This window comes from Thermomonospora echinospora (assembly GCF_900108175.1).
In the GTDB taxonomy this organism is placed as follows: domain Bacteria; phylum Actinomycetota; class Actinomycetes; order Streptosporangiales; family Streptosporangiaceae; genus Thermomonospora; species Thermomonospora echinospora.
In genome coordinates this window covers 564,427-578,048 of record NZ_FNVO01000005.1, presented here as the reverse complement: position 1 = coordinate 578,048, position 13,622 = coordinate 564,427, and the positions used below count along the sequence as shown (strand labels likewise).

Genomic DNA, 13,622 nt, shown 5'->3' with positions numbered 1-13,622 from the left:
CGACGTCGAAGTGGCGCTGCACCAGGTCCTCCTCCGTCGCGGCGTTCACCAGGTCGCGGCGCCCTCGCCGCCGGTAGACGCCCTGCAGCCCGGCCCGGCGCATCAGCCGCTCGACCCGCTTGCGGTTCACCTGCTCGCCCAGCCCGAGCGCCGGCTCGGCATGTACCCGTGGCGAGCCATGGCTGCCGCGCGATTCTGCATGGATTTCGCGGATCATCTTCGCCGGTTCCTTGTTGCGCAGAGCACGCGGTGATTCGGGCCGCCCGAGCCAGTCGTAGTATCCCGAGGTGGAGACGTTCAATACCCGGCAGGCCACCGCGACCGGGATTGAGTCGGCGGCGAGTTCACGGACCAGCGAGTAGATTACTTTGGGAGGACGTTTTTGCGGGCGAAGTAGGCGGCGGCCCGCTTGAGGATCTCGTTTTCGGTCTCCAGCTGCCGGTTACGGCGCCGCAGTTCGGCCAGTTCCTTCTTCTCAGTGCTCGTCAGCCGACCGGACTCGCCGCTTTGGCCGTCATCGGCGTCGGCCTGGCTGACCCGGTTCTGCAGACAGGAACGGCTGATTCCCAGGTCCTTGGCGAGCTGGACGAGCGGTTTGTCACCCTGGCGCGCCAGCTCGACGGCGCGGCGGCGGAACTCGGGTGGGTGTGGTGAGGGCATGGCGGACATCCTTCCTGATGATCACAGGTGACCTCAGGTCAGCAGTCCGTGCTACAGGGGGAAGCTCAGACGCAACATAGGGGCATCCTCAACACTCACCTCAGCCGTGCGATGCGCCGCTACCTCGCCGCCCGGCCCTGGCTGACGGTCCACCGGCTGCCCGCCTACGCCCCCGACCTCAACCCCGCCGAGGGCGTGTGGGCCAACCTCACCACCGGTCTGGGCAATCACCGGTTCGACCGCCTGGACGACCTCAAAGCCGCCATCACCGCCCGGCTGCGACGTCTGCAGCACCGGCCCGACCTGCTCACCGGCTTCCTGGCCCACACCGGACTGTCCCTCAGCCCAGCCTGACCCTGAACATTCAAACTCGGTAGCAGGTGTGTCAATCCCCTTCTCAGGGCGATTGGACGTGTTCCGCCAGCGCGGTCGCGAGGGAGTGGGCGCGTTCGACGGCTTCTTCTGCATGCCGTGCGGGAACGGTGAGGCTCAGGTGAGCAGCGCCCGCATGCACGTATCCGGCCAGCCAAGAAGCGATCTTGGTAGTGTCGCCGACACCGCAGTAACGCAGTGCGCGGTCGGCCGCGGAGCCGAACGAACGGGTCAAAGACTCGGCCAGCCGTTCTCTGGATTCGCGTTCGTTCTCGGCCGGCGCGCACCACACGTTGAGGCCGAACCAGGTGGGCGTGGGACGTCCGAGCGCCTCGGCCTCCGCCACGACCGAGGTGCGCATCTCGTGGTAGCGCCCGGGTGTGACCAGGAGTCCCAGCCATCCTGTGCCGAACCGCGCGGCTCGCTTGCTCGCGGCTTCTCCCCTGCCGGCTACGACCAGGTCCGGTGGCGGTCCGCCATCGCTGATGAAGGCCTGTTCGAGGTCGAAATGCGTTCCGTGGTGGTCGACGTTCTCACCCGCGAGGAGGCGATGAAGCAGGGCGATGCTCTCGTTCAGGCGGTCGCCGCGCGTTCTGGGGTCCACACCGCAGTTGAGGACCTCGCGGCGGTCGTCACCGCCGGCACCGACGGCGAGGATCAGTCGTCGTGGAGCGAGTGCCGTCAGGGTCGCCAGTTGCCGCGCCACGACAAAGGGGTGACGCAGCGCAAGCTGATAGGCGCCCACCACGACCCGGAGGCGGGGCTGTGCGGCGAGGAGCGCCGTCGCCGCGACGATGCCGTCCAGCCCCTGCCCTCCTCTGTGGCTGACATGGTCCCCGATGGACACGTATCCGAGTCCGGCGTCGAGGACCGCTCGTCCGAACGCCGCCAAGTCCGTCCCGTCAGCGGTGAGCAGGTCGGCCTGGATCGCCAGGCCTATCTCGCACGTGGGCGTGTCCCCGCCGGGCGGTCCCGAACCCATGTCAGACATGACGGGTCGAATCATTCCGACGGGCCCCGCCCGGGGGGACCGGGTTCGGGGCCGGGGCGTCAACGCAGGACGTCAGCGCCTCACCGTCGAACAGGAGCGGCTGCCGGACGACCCGTCGCTGCGAGGGGACGGTCCTCACCACCATGTTCCGCGCCTGTACCTGTTCGTCGTCCATCACCTCGGCGGGGTCTTTCACCGGACCGCAGCTCACGCGGGCGGCCTCCAGCCGGGACAGAACCTGGTCGGAACGTCGGCGCGCAAGGGCCTCCCCGAGCAGGACACGCAGCTCATCGGAGCGTTGCTCACGCTCGGCCGTCCGGTATCCGCGTGCCTCGAAAAGATCGAGCTCGTCGCACAACGCGGACCACTGGTGGTCTTCGCCCGCGACCGCGAGGACGATGTCGCGGCCGTCCGCACATCTGAAGACGCCGTATGCCGGCTCGCGCGGCGGATAACCCGTCGTCACCTCGCCATTGAGGGACGCAGTCACGCGGACCGCCTGCCAGGCGAGGAGGCAGTCGAACATGGACACGTCCACATGGGTGCCGTCACCGTGGTCGCCGCGCGCGACAAGGGCGCTCACCGCACCGAGCGCCGCGAAGACGCCGGAGACGAGGTCGGCGGTCGGCACGGCCCCGAGTACATCGGACGTCCCCGTCAGGAGACCGGCACGCCCTTGGAGGGCCAGGTCGTGGGCGCCCTGCTCACGGTCCGGTCCGGTCTGCCCATAGGACGAGATCGACACGATGACCAGCTGCGGGTACTCGCGCCGGAGCCGTTCCGGGGCGAAGCCCATCCTTTCCATGACGCCTGGCCGGAAGCCCTCAAGAAGGACGTCGGCACCGGCGAGCATCGACTCCAGCACCGCCCGGCCGTCCTCGGACTTGAGGTCCAGCGTGACCGACCGCTTGCTGCGATTGAGCGCGCCGAAGAGCGCTGGATGTCGGCGGGTCGGCTCGCCTCCCGGCCGTTCGACCATGGTGACGTCGGCGCCCAGATCGGCCAGCAGCATCGTCGCGTACGGCCCGGGGTACTGCTCGGCGAGGCTGACCACGACACGACCGGTCAATGGCGCGTGCCTGGTATCGGTCACGTCGGCGGTCATGTGACCGACCACCGCGGAGGACGGCGTTCGGCGAAGGCTCGGGGGCCTTCGACGAAGTCGGGGTGCGACCAGTGGGAACGGACCAGCCCCCAGGCGTACTCGACCGAGTGGCTGTAGGGCATCTCGGTGGAGGCCCACACCGCCTGCTGGGACAGCGAGACGGCCTGGGGCGAGTTCGCCGCGATGTCCTGTGCGATCCGCATCGCGGTGCCGTACAACTCCTCCTCGGATGTGAGCTCGTCGACCAACCCAAGCTGATAGGCCCGCGACGCCGGGAGCCGGAAGTTGCGTCCCTGCAGCGTCATCCGCAGCGCGGTACCCAGGGGAAGCCGGCGGGCCAGCCCCGTGTTCTCGATGCCCCCGACCATGCCCACGTTGACGTGCGTGTCCACGAAGGCGGCGTCCTCAACGGCCACCACGATGTCGCTGTCCACGACGAAGTGCAGCCCGCCTCCGGCGGCCAGCCCGTTCACAGCGCAGATGACGGGTTTCCAGACCCGGTTCTGGCGGGAGGTGAAGACGATCTCGTCGGTGATGTTCCCCGAGCCCATGGACACCTTGCCGGTCGCGGCCACCGAGTCCACATCGACACCGGTGCAGAAGTGCCTGCTTCCCGCACCGGTGATGATCACGCAGCGCACCGCCGGATTGGTCCGCACCTCCTCCCAGACCGCGCGCAGTTGCGGGAACATCTCGACGGTGATCGCGTTGCCGCGCTCGGGCCGGTTCAGCGTGAGGTGGGCGATGCCGTGGTCATCGATGTCGAACAGCAGGTCGCCGGTTTCGGCGCCCGGGAGTTTCCCCAGGGGGACGGTCAACTCGGCTCCTCTCCAGCCATTACGCGGACCTGGTGGTTCGAGTGCCCCTGTGTCAGCCGACCGTGCCGCGGCCCGGGACTCGGGAGCTTCGGGGATGGATGACCGTGAGGTCGCGTCGCCCCTCCAGGACATGGTGATGTGAGGCCAGCGAGTGCGCGCGGGCAAGGTTGGTGGCCTGTTGCCGATCCCCGGCGGCGACGGCGGCGACGATCATGCGGTGCGTCTGCAGTACCTGACGCTGCTGCTCGACGGCGGGGTAGGCGGCGTTCGCCGCGACCACGTCCGCCCACTCCAGTTCCTGCTTCGACCAGAGCTGGGCGAGCGCGCCCGCGGTGGAGATGAGTGTCATGTTCCCGCAGCCGCCCACCAGTGCCTCGTGGAACTCGCGCCCGATCCGGGTGAACTCCTGGGCCTCTCCCAGGGCGCGTTCCTGGGTGTCCACGAGGGTGTTGAGCTCCGGGATCAGTTTCTCGTGCCGGTCGGGAAGGCCGGCGGCCACCCCGGCACACAGCGGTTCGATCTCGCTGATCGCGTCTGAGAGGTCGCCCAGGCTCACCTGCCGGTACCGCAGCAGGAGCCCCAGAGTGTAGGTGGTCGTGTGCTGTGACGGGGAGTGGACGACGACTCCCCCGCGGTTTCCGCGCCGCACTGAGATCAGCCCCTCGGCCTCCAGGATCCGGAGCGCCTCGCGGTACGACGGGCGGCTCACGTTCAGCTCGCGGAGCATCTCCTCCTGCCGGGGAAGCAGGTCGCCCTCCACCAGTTCTCCGCTGATGATGCGGTCCCTTATCGACTCGGCGACCAGATCCGCGATGGCGGGCTGGGCGAGCTGGGCGGCCGGATGTGCCGAAGACGGCGATGGGGTCGCATCCGGCATGGTACCTCCGATCACTCTTTGCACGTCTCTCTTTCTGTGTAAAGATAACACAGTTTCTGCCTCAGGGAGGACGGTACGGCATGAGTGACGCGAACGGGCAGATGACCTTCGCGCACGCGTTCTGGCGCAACGTCCGCGAACGACCGGAGGCGGTCGCGCTCGCGGACCGGAACGTGGAGCTGACCTACGCCGACGTGGGTTCGCGGGCCGCCGAGGTGATCGCCGAACTGGAGCGTCTGGGCGTGCGGCGCGGTGACCGGATCGGGATCGCGGCACCGAACCGGCTCGACGTCGTGCTGGTGATGGTCGCCGCCGCGGCGGCGGGTGTGACCGTCGCGCCGGCCAACTGGAGGCTGCCGGCCGCGGCGGCCGCCGAGTACCTCGGCGGAGTGGCGCCGAGCGCGGTGTTCTGCTCGCACGCGCATCGCGCGGTCGCCGAAGGCGTGCCCGGAGCCGCCGTCATCGACCTCGACGAGGACCCACGCTGGAGAGCACGCCCCGGTACGGGCCGCCATGGGCTGGATCCGCACCGGGTCAGCGGCTCGGATCCCATGACGATCATGTCGACGAGCGGTTCCACCGGACGTCCCAAGGGAGTGGTGATCTCACAGGCGGCGATGGTCGCGCGGGCGCTCGTGCTGCACGCCGAACTCGGCGTCGATGCGCTCGACTCCTTTGTCGGGTGGGCCCCGCTCTTCCACATCTCGTCGACCGACTACCTTTACGCGAGCCTCATCCTCGGCGGGACGTTCGTCGTCCACCAGGGCTTCGATCCCCAGGCCGTGACCAGGGAACTTCTCGACCGTGACGTGGGCTGGCTGTTCCTGATACCCGGCCTGATCCCGGAGCTGCTGGCGGCGCTCGGTGAGCGTCGTCCCCGCCGCGTCAAGTACGTCGGCGCCATGGCCGACCTCGTCGCCCCGAACCAGCTGCGCGACGCCGAGGAGCGGCTGGGCGCGCCGTACCTGAACACCTTCGGCAGCACCGAGGCGGGCCTGGTACCCGGTGCCGGACCCGTCGCATGGGACGGCGGCAGGCCCCGCCTGGACAAGCGGGTGACGATGTTCTGCCAGCACCGGATAGTGAACGACCAGGGCGAGGACGTGGAGCCCGGCGTGCCTGGTGAGCTGTGGCTTCGCGGCCCGACGCTGTTCTCCGGCTACTGGGAGGACGGCCGGCTCTCCCGCGCCGCCTTCCGCGGCGGCTGGTTCCCCACCGGCGACCTCGTGAGGGCGACGGCGACGAACGCGATCGAGTTCGTCGAGCGCCGCGGACGGATGTTCAAGTGCGGTGGCGAGAACGTCTACCCCGCGACGATCGAGCGCACGTTCCTGGCTCACCCCGCGGTCGGCGAGGCCGCGGTGGTGCCGGTCCCGCACCCCCGGTTCCAGCAGGTCCCAGCGGCGTACGTCGCGCTCGCCGAGGAGATCGATACCGCGACCCTGCTGGAGGAGTGCGCCACCGGCCTCGCGGCCTTCGAGCGCCCGTTCGCGGTGCACGTGCTCGGACCGGAGCAGTTCCCGAGGGGAGTGACCGGCAAGGTCGTGCGCGACCGGCTGGCGGAGGAGCACCCCCGCTGTGGCCCCGAATGTTGGCGCAGGTAGTTGACTATCTGCTTAAAGATTGCTTAGATCCGTGTAACGGACGTCACAATATAGGAGAAATGTCGTGCCCCTAGACCTTCCTCCCTCGGTGCGGTTCGAGGTCCGCGAGCGGGTCGGGTGGTTGACCCTCGACCGGCCGGAAGCCAAGAACGCGCTCAGTCGCGCGATGTACGCCGCCGTGCGGGACGTCGCCCGCGCCGCTCGGACCGATCCGGCCATCGACGTCCTAGTGATCACCGGCTCGGGCGGATCCTTCGCCGTGGGCGGTGACCTCAAGGAGATGCGGGCCATGCTCACCGGCCCGAACCCGGCCACCATCCTCGGTTACGAGGACCACCTTCCCTTCGAGGCGGTGCGCCAGCTGCCGAAGCCCACGATCGCCGTCATCGACGGCCTGTGCATGGGCGGTGGCCTCACCCTCGCGCTGATGTGCGACCTGCGGATCGCGACCGAGTCCTCCAAGTTCGCCATCCCGGAGGCGCGGGTCGGCATCGTCGACGGGCACCTCCCGCGACTCCTGCGAGACCGCGTCGCTCCGGCGATCCTGCGGCGCTGGACGTACACCGGCGCCCCGTTCACCGCCCAGGAGGCATGGCGGAACGGTCTGCTGTCCGAGCTCGCCACCGACGCCGAGGACCTGGGCCGCCGGACGGCCGACATCCTCGACCAGCTGCGCGGCTCGTCGATGACGGCGATCGCGAAGCTCAAGTCGATCTTCAACGAAGCGATGCCCCTGCCGTCCATGAGCGACGCCTACGACTCCCTCCTGAGGGAGGAGGTCCGGCTTCATCTCCAGCAGTTCGGATCGCGGGACAAGCCCAACGCGGCGCCTGCGGCCCAAGCACCCGAAGGGAACCAGCAGTGAAGCGCGAACGCAGCAGATGGGCGGCCGTCACGGCCGGCATGGCGATGGTGACGGCGATCGCCGGATGCGGTGGCGGCGGGGCCGGCGGGGCGTCGGACGACCCCTACAAGATCGGCATGTCCATGGACCTCTCGGGCGCCATCGCCTTCAACGGCAAGCCCGCGGCGGCCGGCCTGCGCGCCTATGTCTCCGACCTGAACAAACGCGGTGGCGTCAACGGCCGGAAGGTCGATCTGAAGATCCTCGACGACGGCTCCGACGTCGCGAAGGGCCGGGTGAACATCCAGCAGTTCTCCTCCGAGAAGCGCCTGGCGATCTTCGGCTTCATTCTGTCGAACCTGAGTCTCGCGGGCCTGCCGGTCGCGGAGTCCCGGAAGACCCCGATCGTCGGGCTGGGCGGGCCCGGCAAGCTGTTCGAGCCGGTCAAGTCCTACTTCTTCTCCTACGAGTTGCGGGCCGAGCGCCTGGAGTCGGCGATCCTCAACTACATCGCCACCCGGACGGAGGGGGACGGCATCGAGAAGCCGCGCGTGGCGGTCTTCTCCGTCGACACTCCATCCAACAGGGACATGGTCGAACTCGCCGTCAAGAACATCAAGTCCCGCGGCTGGACGCACACCACCACCCAGTACATGCCGGTCGCCCCGACCGACGTGACGGCACAGGCGGCCGAGATCAAGGCGAGCGACCCGGACTACGTGCTGCTGAGTCACAACGACGCGGGCTCGCTCGTCGCCGTCCGCGGCCTGCGGGCACAGGGCGTCACCGTGCCGGTGATCAACCAGTGGGCGGGGTCCGCGGACGCGACGCTCAAACAGCTCGGCGAGAACTACATCGCGTTCCGCACCTACGCCAGCCCCACCGAGAAGAACAACCCGGCGGTGGACGCGATGAAGGAGGCGGCCACCAAGGCGGGCGAAGCCGAGAGCATGACGAACCCGTACTTCACGCAGGGCTGGGTCGCAGGCTCCCTGATCGAGCAGACCCTGAAGAAGTGCGGACAGGACTGCCCGTCCGGTGAGAAGTTCCGGGACGCCCTGGAAGGTCTGGGCGAGATCGACACCAACGGGCTGTCCGGTCCCCTCACCGTAGGTCCCGAAAGCCACGAAATGGTCAGCACCGTCCGATTCTTCACCTGGGACAAGGCTGGTGACACGGCCAAGCCGCTGACCGACTGGATCAAGGCGTTCGAGTGATCCGGGACCAGTACGAGAGAAGGACGCGGCGGCCATGCTGAGCCTGCTTGTGGGAGCCCTGGTGCTCTCCGCGATCTACGCGCTGGTCGGCTTCGCGTGGGTGCTGCTCCGGCGCACCAACGGGATCCTGAACCTGGCGACGGGGGCGCAACTCGCGCTCGGCGCGTTCATCTTCAACCAGTACGCCACCAGCTGGGGCCTGCCCTGGCCGGTGGTGGTGCTGGGCACCCTCGCCACCGTGGTGGCGCTCGGCGCGGTCACCCACTGGCTGATCTTCCGGAAGCTCGCGGGCCAGCCCGAGTTCGCCCTGGTCGTCGCGACCCTCGGGCTGGCCAGTGCGCTCAAGGGCCTCAGCTCGCTCACGTGGGGCACCGAGGCTCGGGTGATGCGCGAGCCGGTCGAAGGTCGTGTCGTGGAACTCCTCGACGGTGTCTCGACCACCCTCTACGGCATCTTCGGGCTGGTGGCGGCGCTCGTCGTGTTCGCCGCCGCGCACGCGTTCTTCCGGTACTCGACCACCGGGATCCGCATGCGTGCCGCTGCGGAGAACTCGGTGCTCGCCTCCCAGGGAGGCATAGCCGTGGACTGGGTCTACGTGCTCGGATGGGCGATCGCGCTCACCGCCGCGGCGATCGCCGGGATCATGTACGCCTACCAGACGACGCTGAGCTTCCACGGGGTCGACGCCCTGGGCCTGCGCGGCATCGCACCGGCCCTCGTCGGCGGACTCACCAGCATCAAGGGCGTCATCCCCGGCGCGTTGATCATCGGGCTTGCCGAGACCTTCGGAGTGAAGCTATTCGGTGGCTCGGCCCAGGATGTCGCGGCGTGGGTCGTCATCCTCGTCGTGCTGCTGATCCGGCCCCAGGGACTGTTCGGGGAAAAGCAGGTGGAACGCGTATGACGGCCACGGAACAGTTGGTGAAAGGCACCCGCGAGCGACCGGCTCAGGCGCCGTTGCGACGCTTCGCCGGCCCGGGTGCGGTGGCCCTGCTGGTGTGCGTGCTGCCGCTCGTCCTTCAGGACTACCAGTTGTCCCTGGTGAACTCGGCTCTGATCGCCGCGCTGGGCGCGCTGGCCCTCACGGTGGTCATGGGTTTCGTCGGGCTGGTGACGGCGGGCAATGCCGCGCTTCTCGCGCTCGGCGCGTACGGCGCGGCGATGGGCGGAGCCGAAATGGGGCTGCCCTTCCCCGTGGTGGTCGTGGGCACGGTGCTGGCCGGTGGATTGGTCGGCCTGCTCGCGGGCCTGCCCGCCCTGCGCGTGACCGGAATCTACCTGGCGATCGCAACGCTCGCTCTTCACTTCATCGTGGTCTTCGCGTTCAACGAGTACCAGACGCAGGCCGTCGGTTCCGCGGGATTCTTCCTCCCCATCGCCACGATCGGCGGCCTGGCGATCGACACGACCTTCAAATGGTATGTGCTCCTCGCCATCGTGGTGCTGTTCACCTGGTGGATGGTGCAGAACCTGAAGAGGAGCAAGTACGGACGGGCCTGGATGCTCATCCGCGACACCCCGCTCGCGGCGGCCAGCCAGGGCATCTCCCTTTCGACCTACAAACTGTCCGCCTTCATCATCTCCTCGGCGCTCATCTCGATGTCCGGTGCCTTCCTGGCCTACTCCCAGCAGACGGTCTACATCGAGAGCTTCACCCTGGAGCTGGCCATCCAGTACATCGCCATGGTGATCATCGGCGGGATGGGATCGGCGGGCGGCGCGATCGCCGGAGCGGCCTTCGTCATCCTCCTGCCCACCATCCTGTCGAGGCTGATCGCGCTGCTCCCGCCCGATATGTACGCGGCCGGGTTTCTGCAGCAGAACCTGGGCGACTTCCAACTGATCATGTACGGAACCCTGGTGGTGGTCTTCCTGATCTGGCGTCCTGACGGGATCGCGGGACTGGCCCGCGCCCTGTCCACGATGTTCCTACCGGGCCGGCGCGAGAGCGCGAAGCGGTGAACGAGCCACTTCTCCAGGTCCGTGGCCTGACGGTGTCCTACGGCGGCGGCAGCGTCGCGGTCGACCAGGTCGACCTCGACGTGCACGACGGCGAGGTCTGCCTCGTGCTCGGTGCGAACGGGGCGGGCAAGACCTCGCTGCTGCGCGGCATCGGCGGGTTCGCCGCAAGCGAGCGTGGCCGTGTCCGGAGCGGAAAGGTGCTGATCGGTGGTGCCGACGTCACCGGGCGTCCGCCGCGCACGATGGTCGGGCACGGCGTCGTCCTCGTGCCCGAGGAGAACAAGGTCTTCCGGACGCTGACGGTCGGGGAGAACCTGCGTGCGGCCCCCATGACGGGCGACCGCGGTTCCCGACGGGAACTGCTGGACGAAGTCGTCTCGCTGTTCCCCTTCATCAGGGAGCGGATGGACCTGCCCGCGGGACAACTCAGCGGCGGGGAGCGCCAGCTACTCGGAATCGCCCGTGCTCTCCTGCTCAAACCTCGCCTGCTCATGGTGGACGAGGCGTCGCTCGGGCTTTCACCGATCGCCGTCAGGAAGGTGTTCGACTCGCTTCACTCCCTGGTCGCGGCCAAGGGCATGACGTTGCTGATCGTGGAGCAGAACGTGCGGGCGGCACGCGCGATCGCGGACCGCGCCCACGTCATGGTGTCGGGGACCTTCGCGCTCAGCGGCCCGGCGCGGGAGGTGCTCGAGAGCGAGCAGGTCCGGCGCACCTATCTGGGATTGGAGGTCTGAGCCGGTGGCGGAGAACGGCACAGCACCTGCGGCCGGGGGACCGGCGGCCGTCCGTACCGAGAAACTCGATGTTCGGCTCGGCGGGACGCACGCCGTGCGCGCGGCGACCGTCTCGTTCGCGGTGGGCGCGACGTCCGGCCTCATCGGTCCCAACGGGGCGGGCAAGACGACATTGCTCAACTGCGTCAGCGGACTGGTGCCGGCCACCTCGGGCGAGGTCTACCTGTACGAGGAACGCAGCACGGGGATCAGACCACATCGGCTCGCCGCGATGGGGATCAGCCGGTCCTACCAGGGTGCGCAGCTCGTGATGGAGCTCACCGCGGTCGAGAACGTGATGGTCGGCGACCACCTCGCCGTCCGCATCGGCATGGTCGCGGCAGGACTGTCCCTGCCCAGGGCTCGCCGTGCGGAGCGGGAGGCACGGGAACGTGCGATGCACGCGCTCGAGCGGGTCGGACTGCTGCGCTACGCGGAGCAGACGACCAAGGAACTGCCCTATGGAGTGCAGAAGAGGGTCGACCTGGCCCGCGCGCTCGTCAGTGAGCCCCGATGCATCTTGCTGGACGAGCCCATGGCCGGTTTGTCGCGCTCGGAGAAGGAGGAGGTCGTTGAGGTCCTCTCCGGGCTCCGTGTCCAGGACGGCCCGACCCTGGTGATCGTCGAGCACGACATGCGGGTCATCAACCAGCTGTGCTCCAACGTGGTCGTCCTCGCCGCGGGCGCGGTCCTGGCCGTCGGTGAGCCCGACGTCGTCCTGAACTCACCGGAGGTGATCGACGCCTATATCGGCCGTGACGACGACGAATCAGCCGAGGATGTGCCGCGCGCATGAATCCGTTCGCAAAAATGCTCGACAGTTGGCTCGCCACTGGTGCACGACTCCGCGTCAACGGCGAGGACGTGGCGGCGGAGATGGTGGTCGGGCAGGCCTGCGCAGTGGCCGAGCAGCTGCGCTCCCTGGGCGTGGACCACACCTCTCACGTCGCGACGTTCATGAACACCGGTACCGAGGCGCTCGCGGTGTGGTTCGGCTCGGCCATGGTCGGCTGTCTGGAGGTGCCTCTCAACACCAACTACCGGGGCGACCTGCTCGGTTATCTCCTGCGGGACTCCGGCGTGGAAGTCGTGTTCTGCGACGCCGAGCTCTTGGGGACCCTGACCGAGAGCCTGCCGGGGACATCGGTCCGTCACGTGCTCGTCGCCGGCGATGTCCCCGAGCATGACGGTGACCGGCCGGTCATCGGGCTCGCGGCCGGCTCTCGGGGCGAGAGCGCCGAGTTCGGGCGGTGGTGCTCCAAGACGTCCAGCGGAGTGGTCCTCTACACGTCGGGGACGACAGGACCGTCCAAGGGGGTTCACCACTCCCAGGAGTCGTGTGTCGAGCTCGCCCGTGCGGTCGCGCGACTGAACGGCTACGGGAGCGAGGACACGCTCCTGAACTTCTTTCCGCTCTATCACCAGAACGCTCGGTACACGGGAGTGGGCGCCGCCCTGGCATCGGGGGCGGGTTTCCAGCTCGACCGCCAGTTCAGCAGTTCGCGTTTCTGGGACATCTGCCGCGCCGGGCGGGTCACGGCGTTCAACTACCTCGGCTCGGTGCTGGGAATGATCCTCAAGACTTCCCAGGATCTCGACGACCGGGAGGCGCGCGACCATTCGGTACGGCTGGCGTGGGGTGCGGGTGCGCCGCGCGAGGTGTGGGCGCCGTTCGAGAGCCGGTTCGGAGTCTCGATCACCGAGGTCTACGGCCTGACCGAGGCGCCGATGGCCACTGTCAACCGGTCGGTCGACCGGTCTCCGGTCGGGTCCGCCGGCAGGGAGAGCGACCTGTTCCACGTGCAGGTCGTCCGGTCCGACGGTGAGCCCGCCGCGCCCGGCGAGGTCGGCCAGATCCGGTTGCGCCCGAAGCGCTCGAACATCTTCATGCGCGGTTACCTAGGCCGCGACGCCGACACCGTCGCCGCAACACGGGACCTGTGGTTTCACACCGGAGACGCGGGCTGGCTCAGCGAGGACGGCGACCTCTTCTTCGCCGACCGTCTCAAAGACGCGATCCGGCGCAAGGGCGAGAACATCTCGGCCTGGGAGATCGAGTCGGTGCTCCTGTCCCACCCGGACGTCGTGGAGTGCGCCGTATACGCCGTGCGCCCGGCGGACGCCGAGGAGGACGAGGTGATGGCGGCCATGGTCCTGCGACCGGATGCCGACGGGGCCGCCGTCGTCGCCGCGGTGGAACACCGCCTCCCCCGGTATGCCGTTCCACGGTTCGTCAGAGTGCTGCCCGCTCTGCCGCGTACGCCCACGCAGAAGGTCGAGAAGGGGATGCTGCGCGCCACCGGACTCGACGGCGAGGTCATCGACCGTGCCGCGGCCACCGCCGGCCGAGCACCGAAACCAGGCGGAGCAATGCACAGGAAAGCTGGTGAATGAGC

Annotated in this window: 14 protein-coding genes and 1 pseudogene; 9 read left to right on the top strand and 6 right to left on the bottom strand. The window is 68.6% G+C overall.

Annotated features, from left to right (window positions below):
- Positions 1-76: 76 nt before the first annotated feature.
- Positions 77-304 (bottom strand): annotated as a pseudogene (locus C4U03_RS43140) (IS3 family transposase); the annotation flags it as partial.
- A gap of 59 nt (positions 305-363) precedes the next feature.
- Positions 364-660, bottom strand: a complete 297-nt coding sequence (locus tag C4U03_RS15750; protein WP_160147007.1) for a transposase — start codon at positions 658-660, stop codon at positions 364-366.
- 27 nt (positions 661-687) lie between these two features.
- Between C4U03_RS15750 and C4U03_RS15745 the strand changes: the two genes are divergently transcribed.
- Entirely contained in the window at positions 688-1,014 is a 327-nt protein-coding gene (locus tag C4U03_RS15745; RefSeq protein ID WP_327372873.1) for a transposase, read from the top strand.
- Positions 1,015-1,057: 43 nt separating this feature from the next.
- Here C4U03_RS15745 and C4U03_RS15740 read toward each other — a convergent pair whose 3' ends face one another.
- From C4U03_RS15740 to C4U03_RS15725, 4 genes are read right to left on the bottom strand one after another with little or no spacing between them, the layout of a single operon-like run.
- Positions 1,058-2,023, bottom strand: a complete 966-nt coding sequence (locus C4U03_RS15740) for an LLM class flavin-dependent oxidoreductase (RefSeq protein WP_160147006.1) — start codon at positions 2,021-2,023, stop codon at positions 1,058-1,060.
- Entirely contained in the window at positions 2,016-3,128 is a 1,113-nt protein-coding gene (locus C4U03_RS15735; RefSeq protein ID WP_103938481.1) for a CaiB/BaiF CoA transferase family protein, read from the bottom strand. Before C4U03_RS15735 ends, C4U03_RS15740 begins: the two co-directional genes overlap by 8 nt.
- The gene (locus C4U03_RS15730; RefSeq protein WP_235017885.1) at positions 3,125-3,946 is read right to left on the bottom strand and encodes an enoyl-CoA hydratase/isomerase family protein; all 822 of its coding nucleotides are present in this window, start codon (positions 3,944-3,946) and stop codon (positions 3,125-3,127) included. The genes C4U03_RS15735 and C4U03_RS15730 overlap by 4 nt, the downstream gene beginning before the upstream one ends.
- A 52-nt stretch (positions 3,947-3,998) precedes the next feature.
- On the bottom strand, positions 3,999-4,823 hold the full coding sequence (locus tag C4U03_RS15725; RefSeq protein WP_103938479.1) for a FadR/GntR family transcriptional regulator: 825 nt from the start codon (positions 4,821-4,823) through the stop codon (positions 3,999-4,001).
- 80 nt (positions 4,824-4,903) lie between these two features.
- On the opposite strand from C4U03_RS15725, the gene C4U03_RS15720 reads away from it, so the two are divergent.
- The 8 genes from C4U03_RS15720 (at position 4,904) to C4U03_RS15685 (ending at position 13,620) form a co-directional block, all read left to right on the top strand.
- On the top strand, positions 4,904-6,427 hold the full coding sequence (locus tag C4U03_RS15720) for a class I adenylate-forming enzyme family protein (RefSeq protein ID WP_160147005.1): 1,524 nt from the start codon (positions 4,904-4,906) through the stop codon (positions 6,425-6,427).
- Between the two features lie 64 nt (positions 6,428-6,491).
- Positions 6,492-7,292: an enoyl-CoA hydratase/isomerase family protein gene (locus C4U03_RS15715; RefSeq protein ID WP_103938477.1), complete on the top strand. Its 801-nt coding sequence runs from the start codon at positions 6,492-6,494 to the stop codon at positions 7,290-7,292.
- Positions 7,289-8,488: an ABC transporter substrate-binding protein gene (locus C4U03_RS15710; protein WP_103938476.1), complete on the top strand. Its 1,200-nt coding sequence runs from the start codon at positions 7,289-7,291 to the stop codon at positions 8,486-8,488. Before C4U03_RS15715 ends, C4U03_RS15710 begins: the two co-directional genes overlap by 4 nt.
- Positions 8,489-8,522: 34 nt before the next feature.
- On the top strand, positions 8,523-9,392 hold the full coding sequence (locus tag C4U03_RS15705) for a branched-chain amino acid ABC transporter permease (protein ID WP_103938475.1): 870 nt from the start codon (positions 8,523-8,525) through the stop codon (positions 9,390-9,392).
- 80 nt (positions 9,393-9,472) lie between these two features.
- Positions 9,473-10,450 (top strand): branched-chain amino acid ABC transporter permease, encoded by a 978-nt coding sequence (locus C4U03_RS15700; RefSeq protein WP_160147004.1) that lies wholly within the window; start codon positions 9,473-9,475, stop codon positions 10,448-10,450.
- A complete protein-coding gene (locus C4U03_RS15695) occupies positions 10,447-11,187 on the top strand; it encodes an ABC transporter ATP-binding protein (RefSeq protein ID WP_103938473.1) in 741 nt (246 codons plus the stop codon). The genes C4U03_RS15700 and C4U03_RS15695 overlap by 4 nt, the downstream gene beginning before the upstream one ends.
- Before the next feature lie 4 nt (positions 11,188-11,191).
- A complete protein-coding gene (locus C4U03_RS15690) occupies positions 11,192-12,022 on the top strand; it encodes an ABC transporter ATP-binding protein (protein WP_146087399.1) in 831 nt (276 codons plus the stop codon).
- On the top strand, positions 12,019-13,620 hold the full coding sequence (locus C4U03_RS15685; protein ID WP_103938471.1) for an AMP-binding protein: 1,602 nt from the start codon (positions 12,019-12,021) through the stop codon (positions 13,618-13,620). Before C4U03_RS15690 ends, C4U03_RS15685 begins: the two co-directional genes overlap by 4 nt.
- Positions 13,621-13,622 lie beyond the last annotated feature (2 nt).